17 protein-coding genes are annotated in these 17,712 nt (G+C 63.5%); 1 reads left to right on the forward strand and 16 read right to left on the reverse strand.

The features are described from left to right. Nucleotides 1–48: 48 nt before the first annotated feature. The 9 genes from ACEWQZ_RS09540 to ACEWQZ_RS09580 all read right to left on the reverse strand — a co-directional run bounded on the left by ACEWQZ_RS09540 (nucleotide 49) and on the right by ACEWQZ_RS09580 (nucleotide 8,770). A complete protein-coding gene (locus tag ACEWQZ_RS09540) occupies nucleotides 49–1,083 on the reverse strand; it encodes a sensor histidine kinase (RefSeq protein ID WP_476482861.1) in 1,035 nt (344 codons plus the stop codon). Nucleotides 1,084–1,265: 182 nt separating this feature from the next. Next, nucleotides 1,266–1,676 carry a type IV pilin protein gene (locus ACEWQZ_RS09545; protein ID WP_476482862.1) on the reverse strand — a complete coding sequence of 137 codons (411 nt, stop codon included), beginning with the start codon at nucleotides 1,674–1,676 and terminating at the stop codon, nucleotides 1,266–1,268. After that, nucleotides 1,676–2,062, reverse strand: a complete 387-nt coding sequence (locus ACEWQZ_RS09550; RefSeq protein ID WP_476482863.1) for a hypothetical protein — start codon at nucleotides 2,060–2,062, stop codon at nucleotides 1,676–1,678. The genes ACEWQZ_RS09545 and ACEWQZ_RS09550 overlap by 1 nt, the downstream gene beginning before the upstream one ends. A gap of 41 nt (nucleotides 2,063–2,103) precedes the next feature. After that, entirely contained in the window at nucleotides 2,104–5,358 is a 3,255-nt protein-coding gene (locus ACEWQZ_RS09555) for a pilus assembly protein (RefSeq protein WP_476482864.1), read from the reverse strand. 76 nt (nucleotides 5,359–5,434) lie between these two features. Further along, nucleotides 5,435–6,037 (reverse strand): pilus assembly PilX family protein, encoded by a 603-nt coding sequence (locus ACEWQZ_RS09560; protein WP_476482865.1) that lies wholly within the window; start codon nucleotides 6,035–6,037, stop codon nucleotides 5,435–5,437. Between the two features lie 2 nt (nucleotides 6,038–6,039). Beyond that, the gene (locus ACEWQZ_RS09565) at nucleotides 6,040–7,194 is read right to left on the reverse strand and encodes a PilW family protein (protein ID WP_476482866.1); all 1,155 of its coding nucleotides are present in this window, start codon (nucleotides 7,192–7,194) and stop codon (nucleotides 6,040–6,042) included. Nucleotides 7,195–7,219: 25 nt separating this feature from the next. Continuing rightward, on the reverse strand, nucleotides 7,220–7,630 hold the full coding sequence (pilV, locus tag ACEWQZ_RS09570) for a type IV pilus modification protein PilV (RefSeq protein WP_476482867.1): 411 nt from the start codon (nucleotides 7,628–7,630) through the stop codon (nucleotides 7,220–7,222). Next, on the reverse strand, nucleotides 7,627–8,151 hold the full coding sequence (locus ACEWQZ_RS09575) for a GspH/FimT family pseudopilin (RefSeq protein ID WP_476482868.1): 525 nt from the start codon (nucleotides 8,149–8,151) through the stop codon (nucleotides 7,627–7,629). The genes pilV and ACEWQZ_RS09575 overlap by 4 nt, the downstream gene beginning before the upstream one ends. Nucleotides 8,152–8,518: 367 nt before the next feature. Continuing rightward, nucleotides 8,519–8,770: a type B 50S ribosomal protein L31 gene (locus ACEWQZ_RS09580; RefSeq protein WP_476482869.1), complete on the reverse strand. Its 252-nt coding sequence runs from the start codon at nucleotides 8,768–8,770 to the stop codon at nucleotides 8,519–8,521. A 184-nt stretch (nucleotides 8,771–8,954) separates the two neighbouring features. On the opposite strand from ACEWQZ_RS09580, the gene ACEWQZ_RS09585 reads away from it, so the two are divergent. Next, nucleotides 8,955–9,173, forward strand: a complete 219-nt coding sequence (locus tag ACEWQZ_RS09585; protein ID WP_476482870.1) for a hypothetical protein — start codon at nucleotides 8,955–8,957, stop codon at nucleotides 9,171–9,173. 21 nt (nucleotides 9,174–9,194) lie between these two features. Here ACEWQZ_RS09585 and ACEWQZ_RS09590 read toward each other — a convergent pair whose 3' ends face one another. The 7 genes from ACEWQZ_RS09590 to mltB all read right to left on the reverse strand — a co-directional run bounded on the left by ACEWQZ_RS09590 (nucleotide 9,195) and on the right by mltB (nucleotide 17,690). Further along, complete coding sequence (locus tag ACEWQZ_RS09590) at nucleotides 9,195–11,369, reverse strand: primosomal protein N' (RefSeq protein ID WP_476482871.1); 2,175 nt, start codon at nucleotides 11,367–11,369, stop codon at nucleotides 9,195–9,197. Nucleotides 11,370–11,405: 36 nt separating this feature from the next. Further along, a complete protein-coding gene (locus ACEWQZ_RS09595; RefSeq protein ID WP_476482872.1) occupies nucleotides 11,406–13,667 on the reverse strand; it encodes a carboxy terminal-processing peptidase in 2,262 nt (753 codons plus the stop codon). Nucleotides 13,668–13,683: 16 nt separating this feature from the next. Beyond that, nucleotides 13,684–14,349: a lipoyl(octanoyl) transferase LipB gene (gene lipB, locus ACEWQZ_RS09600; RefSeq protein ID WP_476482873.1), complete on the reverse strand. Its 666-nt coding sequence runs from the start codon at nucleotides 14,347–14,349 to the stop codon at nucleotides 13,684–13,686. A gap of 113 nt (nucleotides 14,350–14,462) precedes the next feature. Further along, entirely contained in the window at nucleotides 14,463–14,732 is a 270-nt protein-coding gene (locus ACEWQZ_RS09605) for a YbeD family protein (RefSeq protein WP_476482874.1), read from the reverse strand. After that, complete coding sequence (locus ACEWQZ_RS09610; RefSeq protein WP_476482875.1) at nucleotides 14,732–15,901, reverse strand: D-alanyl-D-alanine carboxypeptidase family protein; 1,170 nt, start codon at nucleotides 15,899–15,901, stop codon at nucleotides 14,732–14,734. Before ACEWQZ_RS09610 ends, ACEWQZ_RS09605 begins: the two co-directional genes overlap by 1 nt. Nucleotides 15,902–15,942: 41 nt before the next feature. Continuing rightward, the gene (locus ACEWQZ_RS09615; RefSeq protein ID WP_476482876.1) at nucleotides 15,943–16,728 is read right to left on the reverse strand and encodes a septal ring lytic transglycosylase RlpA family protein; all 786 of its coding nucleotides are present in this window, start codon (nucleotides 16,726–16,728) and stop codon (nucleotides 15,943–15,945) included. Beyond that, a complete protein-coding gene (gene mltB / locus ACEWQZ_RS09620; protein ID WP_476482877.1) occupies nucleotides 16,725–17,690 on the reverse strand; it encodes a lytic murein transglycosylase B in 966 nt (321 codons plus the stop codon). The genes ACEWQZ_RS09615 and mltB overlap by 4 nt, the downstream gene beginning before the upstream one ends. Nucleotides 17,691–17,712: the final 22 nt, after the last annotated feature.

Raw genomic sequence — 17,712 nt, forward strand, 5'->3', positions numbered from 1 at the left:
ATCTCCGGGGATACGGATGAACCGTGCGGCCGACTTCCGGGGTACGTATTACGACGGCACGATCAACTCCACCCGAAAATGACCATCCTGACGATAGGTCTTCAATCGCGCGCCCTCCTCGTAGGCCAGGGCCAGGCGCTGGCGGATGTTGACCAGAGCTGTTCGGTTGTTAGGGGCTTCCGGCCGGCCTTTTTCGTCCGCGACCGGGTTGATGATCTCGATGCGCAGCCGGCCCCAGGCGGCGGGCTCGATGCGGATGGTCAGCACGCCGCCGTCGGGCAGGCGGGCAATACCGTGAACGATGGCGTTTTCCACCAGCGGCTGGATCAGCAGTGCCGGCAGCTCGCGCTGCAGCGGCAGATCGTCGGCCAGCTGCCAGTCCACCTGCAGCCGCTCGCCCAGGCGCAGGCCCTCAAGGCGCAGATAGCCGCGCACCAGATCCAGCTCCTCTTCCAGAGTTTGGGTCTTGCCCGAGCGCATGCCGGTTCGGAGCAGATCGGACAGATCCAGCGTTGCCTGCTCGGCCGCCTCGGGCTTGTCGTGCACCAGGCTGGCAATGGTATTGAGGCTATTGAACAGAAAATGCGGCTGAATGCTGGCCTGCAGAGCGTCGAGCCGCGCGCGCGATTCGGCCGCTACCTGGCGGCGCCACTGCTGTTGCAGGCTCAGGTAGCGCAGCAGCACAAGCGCTGCCAGCAAGCTGATGGCGGTATTGCGGATGACGAACCACCAGCCACCCGATTCGGCATCCGGCAGCCAGGCGATCACGATCAGACTGGCGGCCGCGCACACCAGCGGCACCACAAGAAAAGCCAGCCAGCCGAGCACGGCGGCTTTCATGTTTCCGGCCCGGCGACGAAGCGTGCACAGAATAGCCACCGAGGCCAGCACCACCCACTGAACGAACAGCACCGCCAGGCCGAAGTCCAGCCAGAAAGCGCGCGGCCCGGCCGTGCCGGCCAAGGCAAAGATCAGGGCGACGATCAGGCCGACGAGCACCAGCAGCAGCACGCTCGAAGGCGTGCACAGGTCGGGCAACTCGGCGGTCGCCGTCGGAGGCGGGTTTCTTCCCTCGGGTTTCACGCGCTTTTGAAGCCTGGCGCGGGGCGGGCCGCGGTGAGAGTCACCATAACCAAGGATGCTGCCCCGGGGAAGGCCCCGGACAGCCGCGTGCGCGACTTCCGGGGTTACGGGTTACGGGCAGCTGTGCATTCGAGGCTTCCACGGAGGCGAGGTGCGGGGACCGGCTCCGGTCCGACCGCGTGCTACCAGCATTCCTCGACCGCAGCCTTACCGCTCACGCCCCGGGTGCCGTTGTGGCTCAAAGTGAAGTTCTTGCAGTCGGTGTCGCGGGTGGCCTGCTCTTTCTGCGGCACGGCCTCCAGCGTGAAACTGGTGGCATCAATCTTCTGATCGTCCTTCGACATCTTGTATTTCTTGGCCTCGGATTCAATCGGAAAGTTTACGCAGTCGCTACTGTATGCATTGTTCCGCGAGTAGCACCGTTCCAGGGCCTGGGCAGTCTGCATCAGAATGGTCTTGGCTTCGGCGCGGTTGCTGCGCGTCACGTGATCCTGGTAGGCGGGGATGGCGATGGCCATGAGGATGGCCAGAATGGCCACGGCGATCATCAGCTCGATAAGGGTAAAGCCCTTGTGGCGCGTCAAAGTGGACATCATCGCACTCCCAGTACGAACAGCTCGCTGATGCCGCCGTCGCCGCTCATTTCATCGACGGCGTAGCGAATGCGATCACCGACCTGAAGGCGGCGCAGATCAATCCCGCCGTCGATCAGGTGCTTTTCGCTGTCGCCGACAATCCGGTCGAGAATGTCGTTCTGATCGGGCAACAGCCGGTACTGGCGGCCGTTGACCTCGATCGTGTAGCCGCTGGTATCGATGGCCGAAATCACGCCGCTTCGCACCTCGCTCAGGCCGTCGGTCAGGGGTACCGCCTGAGAAGCCGCGTCCTGTACGTCTTCTCCTTGCGCCAGCGCACCGTTGCCGATGAGCAAAAGAAACGGGAGGGTCAGTGCCAGCAGCATCATCCTGGGTGCTGGCATGTGTCTGTATTCAGGCATTTTGGCTTGTCCTCCGGATACCATTATTTGATCTCGCGCCACAACTGTCGGCCATAGCAGATGATGTCATCGTCCTCATCGAGCTTGTCGGGATGCTGACACCATTCGACGGGCGTGCTGTAAACCGGCGGCACGTCGGGCACCTCTGGCGCGTCCCCGGGCGACTGTGACCCGGGGTCACGCAGCCGGCCGGGCGCAACCGTGCCCGGGGGTGCGGGGATGTCCGGTGCCGTTCCTGGAATCTCGTCGGACTGCCTCGCCGACCCCACGCCAGTGAGTGCGTCAAGCTTGTATTGCCACCACAGCCCACCGGGCAAGCAGGCGTCGTTGACCGGCTCGAAGCTCAAGAACCTTACCCTGCCCGCGCTCACGATCGGCCGCTGCAGTACGCGCTCGCCTTCATTGTTGCTGACGTACAGTTCGACGTACCACCCGGCGGTGCCGACCTGGCCGGTCTCGTTGATTGCTCGCTGGGGCGGATCGCCAGGCGACGTTGGCACCGTAGTGGCGGAATTTCTGGACAGATCGCCACGCTCCACCTCGCTGCCGGTATCCCTGATGGCATAGAAGGTCTGCCGGCTGTAGTCATCCTTGTCATCTTTCTCGAAGAACTTCCCGGTACCGAAGTAGACCATCAGGTCGCCGTTGGGGAGGCGGGCCAGGGTGGGCGCGGCGGTAATCGCGCGCTCATCCGGATCGGTAAACAGCCCGTCGTCCAATCCGTCGGCCAGTTCGGGTTCGCTGCCGTCGAAGTCGATCCGCCACATGGTGCCTTCCAGATCGCCGGCATAGACCCGCGCTACGTGGCTCTTGCTTTCGGGGTCGAGCAATCCCTCGACACCCGACAGGCCGTTGCTGAGTTCGTCGTCTTCCGGCTTGTCGCCCACCGCCAGCGTGTGCAGCACCTTGCCCGTTGCCAGCTCTACGATAAACAGCCGCGCCTGGCCGCTTCTGGAGTTGGTGCCGTTGCCGAAGATGGTCACCCATTTGCCATTTTCCAGCCGCGTGATGATCGGGTTGCTGAAGCTGTAGCCCAGCTCTGCCAGCTCATCGTCTTCATCGTCGGCCGTCAGCTCCCAGAGCACGTCATCGGCGGAGAAGTTCTCGGGATCGGACACATCCAGGGCAAACACCCCGCGCCCGCCGGCGCCCAGCGTGCCGACCAGGTAGGTGCCCCAGCTGCTGCCGATCTTGGCGTCGGCCACGGCAATGGGCCCGTCGACGTAGAACTCGTGGGCGTAATCCGGGTCGGCCAGCTGGTAGAGCTTGTCGTGTACCGTTGCCGGCACGTAGGCAAACAGCTCCTCGAGCGTTACTGCATCGAAGGCATGCAGCATGCCGTCGTTGGCGCCAATGAATATGGCTTCCTTGCGATCATTCTTGTCCTTGCTGAAGTAGTCGAGATAGTCGCTGTCGAGCCGCCCCCATCCCTCGTTGCCGGCGCCGGAGTAGACGATGCGGGAGTTGACGATATCGCCCAGCACGGACTCACGCGCGCGGAACGGGCCACCCTGGGCTGCCGGCTGGCCACGCAAATAGTCGATCAGACCGTCCACCAGCGTATCGGCATCCCAGCCGACGGGCCAGTTGGCCGCGTCGGCCTTGAGCCTGCTCTTGAGAGCGCCGCCCGTGCTGGTCTTGAAGGCAACGCCCTCGCCGTTGCTGCCCGCGGTCGGATCAAAGCTGAAGATCTTTCGGGCGCTGTGCTGCAGGCTGCCCAGCGCTTCAGCGGCCTTTGCCTGCACTTCGCCTTCGTGATTCTCGGCCTCCACGTCTCCGGTCCAGCCCTCGCTGTCGTAGAGCGCGCGATAGATCAGACCGCCCTCTTCATACCTCGGGCTGGGCATGGTGATGCCTGAAACGCCACCGGAGCGGGCGACGATGTCCTTGAGCACGTCCGCCAGAGCCTTGGCAAAGGTGTCCGGATCATCGGCGCTGAAGAAGTCGCCGCGCGAGTTGACGGCGGCGTGGAGCAGATCGTCGATTTTTTGAGGCCCACTTGAGCTGGGATTTGGCCATGAGATCGGTGCGCCGGTTTCGATAGCGTCAAACGCAGCTTGTGGATCAATCGAGCCCTGCACGCCCAAACCAACGGTGTAAGTGACCATGTGCTGCCAGAAAGCCGGGTCCAGCTGCGTCGTCGGCACACGGTTGTCTGCGCTATGCAGATCTTTCTTCCAGTAATACATGGCGATGTCGGCCAGTGTATTGCTGTGACTATCCCGAAATGGATCGCTTGCCACATAACCGCCGGAGACACCATCCGGGCTTGTGTGTGTTGGCCCGTCTGCATTGTCAGTGTTGCCAACACCCGAGAAGCTGCGGTTCCAATAACCATCGGACATCAAAACGGTAAACGTCTGCCGGCAAGACAGAATTACGCTGTCACTATCCTCGGGATCAGAGCGCCATGGGGCGTCATTGTTGTCGAAATATTTACCGGCGCCGTACAGAGCTCTCCTTGATGGTGTGTTGCCTGTCGCGTTTGTCTTGTATAGCCACTCGTAGAATGAATCCCGATGGCCCTGCTCCATCTGCCGCACGCCCTGCTGAACAGCATTAACGCTGACACCGTCGATGGTGGTCGCGCCCTTGTTGATACGGCCCCACCCCAAGCGAAACTGGTCGGGCAGGGTAGCAAAAGCACGGCCAATGGCCGCCCGGGAGGCGAATAACCGGTTCTGGTAGTAAGAATACCAGTTGGCGAAATTCTGGCGCTCGTCCGTGCCGCCGGGGCCGGAGGTGTTGCTGACTATTACCTTGTCGTAACAAGTGTCGTTAGTTTTGTCACCGCAGCCTTCATCATAGACATAATAAAACGCCTTCTGAGCGCTGGCAGCGTACTGTCTGCCCGAACCATAAAAGTAACGCCATGTAGGCCTGAACTTACTGGACAGATCGACCGTAGGGGTACTCAGCCCACGATAGTTCCTATACCCGTCCATCCAGGCATTTTTGAAATCGGGCTCCGGCAGGGGATCGCCGTTTCCATCAACCGGAAGAGAATACTCCACCTCGGGATTGTAGTACTGGGTGTTGAATGTACTGGACTTTGCCCGCTTTCTGTTCCAATAACCGTTGATCTCATCGGGCATGTAAGACCACTGCATCGAACCCGAGTCATCGAGAACAAACATGATGTTCGGCGGCACGCTCACGGAAGAGCTCTGCGGTGCCTTGGAAATCTCGCGCGGTTTGGCAGCATGGGATTGCGTCATGCCGGCTGCAAAGAGCAGGAGAAAGACGATACTGCCGACAACAAGTCTTGATTGGCTCATGTATTGCTCCATTTGCGGCTGTCAGCCAGCTTCAATTCAGTCAGGTAATCCGATGTACCCGGTTGTGGTCGCGCACTCATGGTCCGGTGCCGTCATCGGGCGCGGTGCCGAAGCGCCACACGAACATGCTCTGGACAATGGCGTTCGACGATCCTTCCGACCTCGGGCCGCGCGCGGCGACCAGGAAATAGCGAAACGGGGTTTTCTCATGAATTTCATCACGTATCCCACCGCCTTCCACCGGGCGGCAGGCCAGGCCGGCCTCGGGGCTGTCTTCCAGCTCCACTGCAATGAATTCGCCGCCGGTATTCGGGTCTTTCTGCCACCCGCCGCTGTCTTCCGGCCAACTATAGGCCGCCATGCTGCAGTCATTGCGCTCGAGACCAAGCTCATCCAGGGTGTCGGGCGTATATGCGAGCTTGGCCAGTCCACCGGCCATGCCGTCGATATCCCGCTTGATTCTTTGCTCGACGCTTCGCAACGTGCGCTCGGCCGACTGGAAATCAACGTTGGCCTGCGAGACGTTGCCGGCCATGCGCTCCTGCATGATGGCGGTGTTGCTCGCACTCAGGCCGATGATGGTCAGCAGCAGCAGAAACATCAGGCCCACCAGCAAGGCGACGCCCTGCTGCCGCCGGGCCGTGATACTTGCGGATTGCAGTCTTTGCATACGCAGCATGATCAATTCTCCAGAAGCATCTGCCGGTTGCGCAGACTGATGGACGTATGGAAAGCCTGGCGCAGGCGCCGATCTTCGGGGTGGGTAAACCCGGTGTCGGCAAGGTTGAACGAGCGCTGGCTCGGGGCATCACCCATGCCTTCATCGGAGCGCATGAGCAAGCCGAGCTGGGCACCGATGACAAAGCGCCAGTCGGGAACCTCGTTGGCCGACAGCCAGGCGCTCACCGTCTGGCCGTCGCCGCCATCTCTGCGCGGCTCGGCGTAACCGTAGAGCACCTGCATGGTTTCCACCCCGCCGACCAGTTCCTCGATGACAGGGCTTGCCAGGCCTTGGCTGATGCTCGCGCGGTACAGGCCGGGCTGCTGGCGCTCCTCGTTGTAGCCCACGAAGTAGATGTTGCTGTGGACGCGGTAAACCTGCATGCCGCTGTCGTAGCCGTCGGCAAACTTCATTGCGCTCTTGTTGCCCGGGGCCAGGCCGCCACCTGCTCCGGCCGTCAGGACATCGCCCGTGGTGGTTGTCTGGAAGAGATCCGCTCGCGTCATGGTCTTGCAGTCGGTGACCAGCGTCAGGGCTCCGGCCGGCAGGCCGTGGGGCTCGTTGAGCGTCACCGTGTCCTCATCGGAGCTCGTCGCCCAGCGCTCGGCGATCGGCTCGAGCCAGCGTACGGCAACCACATCCGACCCTTTCGCCACCTTGCCATCGAGAAAACCAGGGAGGTTGACGTTGGTGCCGCGATCCTGCATCACCCAGTTGGATACGCCTGAACCCAGGCCGGCTTCGCTCAGCGTGAAGCTCTTGCCCCGGCCGGTGTCCTTGTAATCCCAGCCGACAACGGGGTGATCGGGAGCGAACAGCGCATCATTCGGGGCATTGCCGGTGGTGCGCAGATGGCTCTGGATCTCCAGATTCATGGCGCAGAAGGGCTGCGTGCTCACGCCGCGGAAGTCATGCTTGAGCAGCTCGATGGCAAAGCGACCGCTTTCCTGAGAGCGCGCCATCGCATCGGTGCTCATCTGGGTGGCGCGACTGCCGATGAAAAGCTGAATGATGGCACCCACCACCAGCAGCCCCAGCGCCATGGCCACCATCAGCTCGATCAGGCTGAAGCCTCCGCTCCTGGGCGTGTTTTTCGTGCCGGACAACATGGTCATCGCTCTTGTCAACATCCTTCAGGCTCTAGATTCGGGTCGTGATCTCGACTTCTTCACCGCCATCGGCATCCTCGAGTCGCTCTTCGGCCCAGCTGACCTTGACGGTGATCTCGCCGACGTCGCAGTCGCTGACCTCCGCGTCGATCTGCCCGCCCGGGAGCTGATTGGCAACGAAGCCTTCCCAGAAATCAAGGTCTGTCAGCGTGCATGACGACAGCGCGTCCGAACGGTTGAGGCGGGAAAAATCGGCGATCTCATAGGCCACGTTCGTTGCCTGGGTGCGGTAATAGGCGGCCTGGCTCGACTGCAGAGAAAAACCCTGCAGGGCGGCCAGCCCGAGCAGGCCGATGGACATCACCAGAACGGTAATCAACACCTCGATGAGGGTGGTGCCCGACTGGCGGCGGCGCGTGAATTGATGAGTGATGCGGCTCATGAGCAATTGACCCTCTCGACGCTGACCCGGCCGGTCCGGCTGATGGCGATGTTGCGTGCGTTGTCACCGCGGCAGTCGGGAATGCGCAGCTCGAAGGCTGGGGGCGTATCGCCGGCGGCGATATCGATCTGGCCATTGGCGAGATAGCTCACGGAATCGGCCGCGGCGGCGCCGCCAATCGTGGCCCCGCCTCCAGGCGGAGGGTACACGCGCAGAACCTCGTCGCCATTGACGAAGACCATCCATCCCTTGCCCCAGTCGCTGCCACAATCCGAGGCGACCGGGGGATCCGAAAGATCCGAAGTATCAGCCGCACACACGGACACCGGCGCCTTGCGCTTGAGCGCTTCGGACCTGGCCAGCTGAAAGGCGGTGACCAGGCTGTTGGCGCTGCTGGTCAGGCGATTGTTCTGAATCGCGCTGCGGAAATTGGGTACGGCAACCGCCAGCACGATCGCCAGCACGGCGACGGTAATCATCAGCTCCAGGACGGTGAAACCGCGACTGTCTTGGGCACACATTCGGAAATTCACGACAGGATTCGCCCCGATAAAAGCCTCATCATCACCCTAGAGGCGGGCGCACAGCAAGGCAAGCGGTGGGGGACGAGCGGGCCGACATTCCGGATGGGCGGCGCTTTTGGGCGCCAAGAATGCTGACTTCAACGTGGAAAAGGCGAGATGATGCAGCACCCGATGCCCGTCTTGCCGGACGCGGCACACGTACCCCCGGGCGGGCAAAGGTATCCCCGGACCTGATCCGGGGTCTTCCTGATATTTGGTGCCTGGGGATGGAAGATCCCGGGCATTTGCTGCGCAAATCCCGGGAATTCGGAAGGATGAGAGCGCGTTCGCGGCTAAAGCCGCTAGTGCAAGTGGCGTTCCGGGGTTACTTCTTGCCCTTGCCGTAGCGCTGCTTGAAGCGGTCGACGCGGCCGCCGGAGTCCATGATCTTGTGCTTGCCGGTATAGAAGGGGTGGGACTTGCTCGAGACTTCCACCTTGACCAGCGGGTACTCCTCGCCGTCTTCCCACTTGATGGTCTCGTTCGAGTGGATGGTCGAGCGGGTCTTGAAGGAAAAGTCGCTGGAGAGGTCCTGGAACACCACTTCGCGGTATTCGGGATGAATTTCGGGTTTCATGGCACTCGCTTCCTGAGTCGATCTGGCGGAAATAGCCGGATATTGTCGCGCCTCCAGAACCAGTTTGCAAGCACTTCACCTTTCACCGGGCGATTGTCGATGAATATGCGCCGGCGTGGAACCTTCGAGAAGGGTTTCACGCCCAATCATTTGCGGGTTTCCATCTCCACGCAGGAGGCCAGACATGAAACGAACCGCACTCACTCTTCTCCTTTCGCTTCTGGCGACGCTGTTCATCATCGGCTGTGCCAGCACTCCACCACCAGACAGCTACACCGACGCCTCTGCCAGCGCGCGCTACGACCGCGATTACATCGCAGCCGTGGAGGCAAAGGCGCGCGTCTACGGTGCCAGGGTCTACTGGACAAAGCCACCGCGAAAGCGGGCCGGGCCGGGGCACTGACGCGGACCGATGACGCTGCCCCTAAAGCTCGATCGGGTCGACGTCCACGTGCCAGCGCACCTTCCGGGCTTCCGGCAGCTCGTGGACGGCCCCCAGCCGGGCGTTGAGATGGTTGGCCAGCTGCGCGCGACCGGCTGCCTGCAGCCATAGCTGAAAGCGCCAGTAGCCGGCGCGCCGGGCCATCACGCCCGGCAGTGGCCCGATGACTTCGATGCCGTCAGCGCCCAGTCGCTGCGCGGCCTTGACCAGAAAATTGCGGGCTACTTCGGCCTGATGGGCCTCGGCGCGCAGCAGGGCCAGCGCCGTTGCCGGCGGCAGGCTGGCCTGGTGGCGCTCTTCGAGCAGCGGGCGCACATAGCTCAGATAGTCACCCCGGCCCAGTGCCTCGAGCAGCGGGTGCTCGGGATGACGGGTTAGCAGCATGAATTCGCCTTCGCGATCCCCGCGGCCGGCGCGGCCGGCGACCTGGGCGACGCTCTGCCCCAGGCGCTCGGGAGCGCGAAAGTCGGCGCTGAACAGCGATTGATCGACATCCAGAACCGCTGCCAGGGTGACGCCGGGCAGGTGGTGTCCCTTGGCCAGCATCTGGGTGCCGACCAGCACGCAGGGCTGGCCCTTTCGCACCTGATCGAGCAGCTCGCCGAACTCGTGCTTGCCGCTGATGGCGTCGCGGTCGACGCGGTGGACGGGGGTTTCGGGGAACAGCTTCACCAGCTGCGATTCCAGGCGCTCGGTGCCGGCGCCAAGGGAAAGCAGCTCGGGTGACTGGCACTCGGGGCAGCGCCGTGGCTCGGGGCGCTGGCTGCCGCAGTGATGGCACTGCAGGCGCCGGCCGGCCTGGTGATAGGTCAGATGCGCACTGCAGCGCTGGCAGTCAGCCTGCCAGCCGCATTCGCCGCACATCATGACCGGCGCGTAGCCGCGGCGATTGCGATAGACAAGCACCTGACCGCCGGCACCCAGATGACGCCGCATGGCCTCGACCAGCTCGGGGGCCAGCGCCTGCCTGGTGCCGCGCTGATCGATGATGCGCCATCGGGGCGGTTTTGCGGTACCGGCCCGGCGTGAGAGCAAAAGCATGCGGTAGCGCCCCTGGTCGGCGTTGTGCAGGCTCTCCAGCGACGGCGTGGCCGTGCCCAGGACCACCGGGATGCCGGCAGCATGCGCCCGCAGTACGGCCACGTCCCGGGCGTGGTAACGGGCGCCTTCAGCCTGCTTGAACGAGTTGTCGTGCTCCTCGTCGACCACGATCAGCCCGGGAGAGCGCATGGGCAGAAAAACGGCCGAGCGCGTGCCGACCACCACCCGCGCGCTGCCCGAGCGCGCCGCCTCCCAGCAGGCCAGGCGCTCGCCCTCGCTTAGACCGGAGTGATACAGGTAAGCCGGCTCGCCCAGCCTTGCTTCGATGCGGCGAACCAGCTGCGGCGTCAAGCCGATTTCCGGCGCCAGAATCAGCACCTGCCGCCCCACGGCGAGAATGCGCCGAGCGGCCTGCAGATAGACCTCGGTCTTGCCTGAGCCGGTAACACCGGCCAGCAGAAAGGGGCTGAAACGCCGGCGATGGTGCAGGATGGCCGCCACAGCAGTGCGCTGCTGGTCATTCAGGCCGGGGCCGGCATCGATTTGCTCGGGCGGTAGACGATCAAGGGCCTGCAGCAGGCCGGCTTGTGTCATGCGCCGCAAGAGTCCGGCATCAGCGCCGCTGGCGCGCATCAGCGCATCGCGCGCTGCCGGGCCGGTATTCAGGCAATCGCGAACCCGGGCCTGGCGCGGTGCATTTTTCAGCGCGGCCCGGCGGCCCTCAGCGGTCAGCTCGAAAGCGGCCGGCGGCGGTTTGCGAAAAGGCCGGCTGCGCCGCAGCGCCCCCGGCAACAACAGATTGACGGCCTCACCCGGCGCGAAAGCCCAGTAGCGCGCGCACCAGTCAATCAGCGCCAGCAGGTCCGGGCCCACCAGCGATTGATCGAGCACGCGCTCGATGCGGCGCAGGGAATCGCTGGCCACGTCCCCAGTTGCGGCCTGCTCGATGACCAGCCCGACGAGGCGGCGCTTGCCGAAGGGCACCAGCACGCGCGAACCGGCCGGGGGCAAACCCTCGCCGGCGGCGGGCAGATAGTCGAACAGACGCGGCAGCGGCACGGGCACGGCCACGCGCGCCACCACTGCCTGCGGCCCGCTTTCAGCCCGGCCGCTCACAGGCAGATGCCGTCAGCGCGCGCCATGCAGTCGGGCTCAGGGGGTTTGACGATGAGCCAGCAAGCGCTCCTGGTCGAGATCGATCAGATCGCTGAGGATGCGAGCGGCCTCCTTCAGGTAGATGTCCTTTTCGCTCTCCTTGTCGCTTTCTTTGTCGCTCTCCTCGTCTTCTTCGCCTGCCTGACCATTTTCCGTGCCGCCCGCTTCGCCTTCATCCCCGGCTTTGCTTTCGCCGTCTTCAGTGCTGGACTTTTCGGTGTCGGCGTCTTCGGTATCTTCGGTGTCAACGTCTTTGGCACTCGGCCCGGTGATCGGCTCACCGGTCTCGTCCATGGCCACGTCCTTGTCGTCGCTAAAACGCTCGGCGCGTCTGGCTTCGGCTTCTTCCATTTCCTCACGACGCGTGGATGCCAGCAGGGAAATGGCCTTGCGGTCACTGTCGGCTTCCCATTCGGCCAGATCCTCGAGCAGCTCTATCAGCTCTTCATCGGATTCCAGGCGCATTTCATGGCGATGGCGAGCGAGCTCGATCAGCGGCTCGAGATCGGCCACCGGCCTGTAGTCGGTGGCGTCGATCTGGGCCCAGGGCATGGCGAACTCGAGCGCACTCTCGCCATGGTCTTCCGGGTCACCGGCGGTCGGCAGGCGGATATCGGGAAGCACGCCCTTGTTCTGCGTGGAGCCGCCGCCGATGCGATAGAACTGCGCCATGGTCAGCTTGAGCTGGCCCAGCCGCGTGTCTTCACCGCGCGCCATGTTGTCGAGATCGATCAGGTTCTGCACCGTGCCCTTGCCGAAGGTCGGCTCGCCAATGATCACCCCGCGACCGTAGTCCTGAATGGCGGCAGCAAAAATCTCCGAGGCCGAGGCGCTGCGACGATCAACCAGCACGCCCAGCGGCCCTTCCCAGGCCATGCCGGGCTCGTTGTCGCTCTTGAGCTCGACCTTGCCGCGCGAATCGCGCACCTGCACCACCGGGCCGGTATCGATGAACAGACCGGTCATGGTGATGGCCTCGATGAGCGCGCCGCCACCGTTGCCGCGCAGATCCACCACCAATCCGTCGACGTCCTGGTCTCTGAATTCGTTGATGAGCCGGCGCACGTCGCGCGTGCTGGAGCGATAGTTGGGCTCGTTGTGCGAGCGCCCTTCAAAGTCGACATAGAACACCGGCACGCGAATCACGCCGATGCGGCGCATGCCGTCACCGCCGGGCAGCTCGATCACTTCACTGCTGGCGGCCTGCTCTTCGAGCTTGACCTCGTTGCGAACAATACGGATGACCTTGGCGGGGCCACTCATGCCGGTATCGGCCGGCAGCACTTCCAGGCGAACAACGGTTTCACGCTCGCCGCGAATCTTGTCGACCACATCGTCGAGTCGCCAGCCGACCACATCGACCATGTCGCCGTCATCACCCTGGCCGACGCCAACAATGCGATCGCCCGACTTGAGCTGGCCGTCGAGGTCGGCAGGGCCGCCGGGCACAATCTCCATCACCGTGGTGTATTCGGTCTCGCGCTGCAGCAGCGCGCCAATGCCGTCCAGCGACAAACGCATGGAAATCTCGAAGTTTTCCGAGGTGCGCGGAGACATGTAGCTTGAATGTGGCTCGATCGAGCGCGTGAAAGCGTTGAGGAAAAACGAGAACACCTCTTCGCTGTTGAACTCGTGAATACGCCGGCGCAGGTTTTCGTAACGCTCGGTGAGTGTCTCGATGATCTCCTCGTCGTTCTGATCGGTCAGCTTGAGGCGCAGCCAGTCGTTCTTGACCCGCTTGCGCCAGAGCTCATCGAGCTCTTCGCTACTGGCCGCCCAGGGCTCGTCTGAGCGATCAAAGCGGTAGTCCTCGTCGATGCTGAAATCAAAGCCCTGCTCGAGCAGCTCGAGCGCGTGATCAATGCGCTCGTCCGAGCGCTCGACGTAGCGATTGAAGATGTCGTAGGCCGGCTCGAGCTCCGCGGTCTTGACCGCGTCGGCCATGTGGCTGCGATATTCCGAGAGCGCTTCGATATCGGCGGCGATGAAGTACATGCGATTGGGATCGAGCGCCGACAGATACTGATCGAACACCCGCTCGGAAAACGCTTCATCCAGCTCCGGGCTGCGATAGTGGTAGCTGGTCATGAAGCGCGAAGCCAGGCGACTGGCGAAGCGATGCTTGGGTTCCGGGCTCAGCGAAACGGCCGATTCGGCTGCCGCGCTGGCCTGGCCGGCAGGCTGCTGCAGCAACAGCGCAGGCACCACCAGCACAGCCAGCAAAGAGACGAGAAAGAGTCTGATCGTGTTGATATTCATGTCAGCTATGACCGGATCAAGCGGCGGAAGTTTGCGGCGGGCCCAACGCCGGAGGCTCGCCCGTCACTGCATGGTAACCCATCAATTCGCAAAACGCCGTTGTCAGCCTTCGAGCCAGATCATCCCAATCGGCCCGCGGGGCATGGTCGCCGACCTGGGTCATGGCCAGCCCGCTGAAACCGCAGGGGTTGATCAGGGAAAACGGCGACAGATCCATGTCGATATTGAACGCCAGCCCGTGATAAGTGCAGCCCCGGCTGACCTTGAGCCCGATCGAGGCGATCTTGGCCGGGCCGACGTACACGCCGGGCTTGCCGTCCTGACGAGCGCTGTTGATATCGAGCTCGGCCAGCACATCGATTACCGCCTGTTCGAGCCGATTGACCAGCAAGCGCACGCCAGTCTGTCGGCGCCGCAGGTCGAGCAGTGGATAGGCCACCACCTGTCCGGGCCCGTGATAGGTCACCTGCCCGCCGCGATCGGTCTGGACGATCGGAATCTCCCCGGGGTCGAGCAGATGATCCGGCCGGCCGGCCAGTCCCTGGGTAAAGACCGGATCATGCTCGACCAGCCACAGCTCGTCGGCGGTGCTTTCATCCCGCGAATCGTTAAACGCTTTCATCGCCGCCCAGACCGCCCCGTAAGGCTGCCGCCCAAGCCAGCGAACAATCAACTCATCCACCAAAAGCCTCCCAACTCCCCCGCAACATTTTTTCACACTTCACACTTCACACTTCACACTTCACACTTCACACTTCACACTTCACACTTCACACTTCACACTTCACACTTTCTTCAAAGCGTCATCTTCACCGCTTCGAGCGCGCGCAACTCACCATAGATAATCTCCAGGTGCCGCCGTGACTGCGCTTGGACAACCACGGTAATACTCTCGTAGCGGCCATGGCGGCTGGGGCGGATGCGCACATCGCCGTCATCGGGCAGCTCGGCGTGGCGGGCAATGACCGAGAGCACCTCGCGCAGCGCGTCCTCACCCGCCTGAACCATGGCCTTGACCGGCCAGCGGCACGGGAACTCCAGCGGGCTGTCGTCCTTTGTGGCCATCAGTCGCCGCCAAACAGACCGCCGACCCACAGCCGCAGGCCGTCGATGCTGCGGCCGAAAAAGCCGGCCTGTTCGACGCCGTCAAGCGCCACCAGCGGGCGCTCGGCCAGATCCTCGTCGTCAAGCGAGATCACCAGCCGGCCAACCGGCTGCCCGGCCTGCAGCGGGGCGGTCAGGGTGTCATTGACTTCCAGCCGCGCTTCGAGGGCGTCGTAGCGGCCGCGCGGAATGGTAAGAAACAGATCGCGATCGACGCCCAGGGCCACTTCATCGGCCGCGCCCTTCCAGATCGGCTCGACGCTGATTTCGTCGCCCGACTCGTAGAGTTGATAGGTTTCAAAGAACCGGAACCCGTAATTGAGCAGGGCCTGACTGGCGGTGGCACGGGCATCCTCGCTGGCGGTGCCCATGACCACGCTGATCAGGCGCATGCCGTCGCGCATGGCCGATGTAACCAGGCAGTAGCCCGCCGATTCTGTGTGCCCCGTCTTGAGACCGTCGACGGAAGGATCGCGCCACAGCAGCCGGTTGCGATTGTGCTGGCGAATGCCGCTGTAGGTGAACTCGCGCTCGGAGTACCAGCCGTAGAAATCGGGAAACTCGCGAATCAGGGCAGCCGCCAGGCGGGCCACATCGCGGGCGGTGGTGTATTGCTCGGCATGTGGCAAGCCGGTGGCGTTGACATAATGCGTGCCGGTCATGCCAAGCTCATGAGCGGCTTCGTTCATCATCCCGGCGAACACCTCCTCGGAGCCGCCGACGTGCTCGGCCAGCGCCACCGAGGCGTCGTTGCCTGACTGGATGATCACGCCCTTGAGCAGCTCTTCGACACTTACACGCGTGCCGACCTCCACGAACATGCGCGAGCCCTCGGTGCGCCAGGCCTTCTCCGAAATAAGCACCTCGTCGGACAGCGACAGATTGCCCTCAGTGATTTCGTCGAACACTACATAGGAGGTCATCAGCTTGGTGATCGAGGCCGGCTCGACCGGCTCATCGGGATCGCGTTCGGCCACCGCCGTGTTGCTGTGAAAATCCATCAGCACGTAACTGGTAGCGCCCACCGAAGGCGTGGCCGGCACCGGCGACTGGGCGATGGCAGGCGCGGCCAGCAGCGCAACACAGCCGGCGAACAACAGCGATGAAATGGTTCGTGAAACAGAATGCATGGGCTTGGAATGCCTTGTAATGGATGGATTGCTGAACAAGTTCATGGATAGACGTAGCGGGCGCGTCCGAGTCCGAGCTCGGCGACGCGGTCGATCAGGGCGATGGCCCGGGTCGCGCTGTCGATCGGCCCCAGGCGAACACGCCAGACGCGGCCCACATCCGTGCTTGCCGCACGAGACTCAATGGGTTCGATTCCCGCGCGTTCAAGGTTCTTGACCACGTCCGCTGCGCGGCTGCGCTCGGAAAAGGCGCCGACCTGAATATACACCGGCACGCTGGCCGGCCGCGCTGTGGGGCTGACCGGGCTGTCGAAGCTGATCGACCGGACCTCGACCGGCGCGGTGCCCAGCTCGGTCATGCCGAGCTCGCTGGCAGCCGCCCAGGACAAGTCGATGATGCGATCGGGGTGAAAGGGGCCGCGATCGTTGACGCGCACCGTGATCGTCTTGCCGGTATCCAGGCGCGTGACCTCCACCCATGCCGGCAACGGCAGGGTGCGGTGTGCGGCGGTCAGCTGGTACAGGTCGTAGGGCTCGCCCGAAGACGTGGCCCGACCGTGAAACTTGGTGCCGTACCAGGAAGCAATGCCGCGCTCCCGGTAGCCCTCGGCGCTGTCGCGCACATGATAAGTCTGCCCCAGCACCTCATAAGGGCTGTGGTTGCCGTAAGCACTACGAGGCTCCGGGCGCGGCTGCGGGCGCTCGATCAGGGCCGGGTCGAAGCGCGTGCCGGGCGCGCCATCGGGTGTTTCACGCACCGCCTGGCTGCCGCAGGCAGCCAGCAACACAATACCGGCCGCGCATAACAGCGCCTGCGCAAGCCTCACTGGCGCTGCTCCCGAATGCTCTCGGCCAGCTGCGCGACCGCCATCGCATAGAGCGGCGAGCGGTTGTAGCGGGTAATCACGTAGAAGTTGTTCAGACCCACCCAGTAGCCCGGGCCATCGGCCTGATCGAGCTCGATCAGCGTGGCCTCGGTGTCGCCCGGCAGATCGCCGGCATCGAAGACCACGCCCAGGGCGGCCAGCTCGTCGAGGCTGTGCCCGGGCTTGACCGAAAAGTCGACGTCCGGTCGCTCGCCGCTCAGCTCTGCCGGCAGGATGATCGGCTCGTCGATCCGCCAACCGTGGGTTGACAGGTAGTTGGCGACCGAGCCCATGGCATCGGGCAGCGAGCGCCACAGATCACGCCGGCCGGTCTGGTCCATGTCGACCGCATACGCCCGGTAGCTCGAGGGAATGAACTGACCCACACCCATGGCCCCGGCGTAGGAGCCGCGCACCTCCGTTACCGGCAGCGACTCTTCCTCGGCCAGGCGCAGGAACTGACCCAGCTCATCGGCAAAGAAGGCCGCGCGCTTGGGGTAATAGAAGCCCAGCGTAGTCAGCGCATCGATGACCCGATAGCTGCCGGTATTGAGCCCGTAGCTGGTTTCCACGCCGACAATGGCGGCGATCACCTCGACGGGCACGGCGAACTGCTGCGACACCTCCTCGAGCAGATCGGCATTCGCCCGCCAGAACTCCACGCCGGAGCTGATCCGCGTGGGCGTGACAAACAGCTTGCGGTACTCGTGCCACGGTTTGGCTTCGGCCGGACGGGTGATGGCGTCGATGATCGACTGCTGATACCGGGCCTCGGCGAGCACGGCGTGAACGTGCTCGGGGTCGAGATCGTACTCGGCCGCGACGCGCTCGACGAAAGCCGACGCACCCGGATGCGATTCCTCGCCGGCGGCAACTGCCGCGCTCATCATCAGGGCCATTACAAGCAAGGATATTCGCCGCATCGTGTCGCATCGCTCCGGAAAT

It is taken from the genome of Wenzhouxiangella sp. YN1 (genome assembly GCF_056324145.1).

Excerpts from the sequence above, each read along its gene's own strand:
- ACEWQZ_RS09610 (WP_476482875.1), bottom strand. The coding sequence starts at position 15,901 with ATGCATTCTGTTTCACGAACCATTTCATCGCTGTTGTTCGCCGGCTGT.
- ACEWQZ_RS09560 (WP_476482865.1), bottom strand. The coding sequence starts at position 6,037 with ATGCTGCGTATGCAAAGACTGCAATCCGCAAGTATCACGGCCCGGCGG.
- mltB (WP_476482877.1), bottom strand. The coding sequence starts at position 17,690 with ATGCGGCGAATATCCTTGCTTGTAATGGCCCTGATGATGAGCGCGGCA.
- pilV (WP_476482867.1), bottom strand. The coding sequence starts at position 7,630 with ATGAGCCGCATCACTCATCAATTCACGCGCCGCCGCCAGTCGGGCACC.
- ACEWQZ_RS09580 (WP_476482869.1), bottom strand. The coding sequence starts at position 8,770 with ATGAAACCCGAAATTCATCCCGAATACCGCGAAGTGGTGTTCCAGGAC.
- ACEWQZ_RS09605 (WP_476482874.1), bottom strand. The coding sequence starts at position 14,732 with ATGGCCACAAAGGACGACAGCCCGCTGGAGTTCCCGTGCCGCTGGCCG.
- ACEWQZ_RS09550 (WP_476482863.1), bottom strand. The coding sequence starts at position 2,062 with ATGCCAGCACCCAGGATGATGCTGCTGGCACTGACCCTCCCGTTTCTT.
- ACEWQZ_RS09555 (WP_476482864.1), bottom strand. The coding sequence starts at position 5,358 with ATGAGCCAATCAAGACTTGTTGTCGGCAGTATCGTCTTTCTCCTGCTC.
- ACEWQZ_RS09585 (WP_476482870.1), top strand. The coding sequence starts at position 8,955 with ATGAAACGAACCGCACTCACTCTTCTCCTTTCGCTTCTGGCGACGCTG.
- ACEWQZ_RS09575 (WP_476482868.1), bottom strand. The coding sequence starts at position 8,151 with ATGTGTGCCCAAGACAGTCGCGGTTTCACCGTCCTGGAGCTGATGATT.
- ACEWQZ_RS09565 (WP_476482866.1), bottom strand. The coding sequence starts at position 7,194 with ATGACCATGTTGTCCGGCACGAAAAACACGCCCAGGAGCGGAGGCTTC.
- ACEWQZ_RS09545 (WP_476482862.1), bottom strand. The coding sequence starts at position 1,676 with ATGTCCACTTTGACGCGCCACAAGGGCTTTACCCTTATCGAGCTGATG.
- ACEWQZ_RS09595 (WP_476482872.1), bottom strand. The coding sequence starts at position 13,667 with ATGAATATCAACACGATCAGACTCTTTCTCGTCTCTTTGCTGGCTGTG.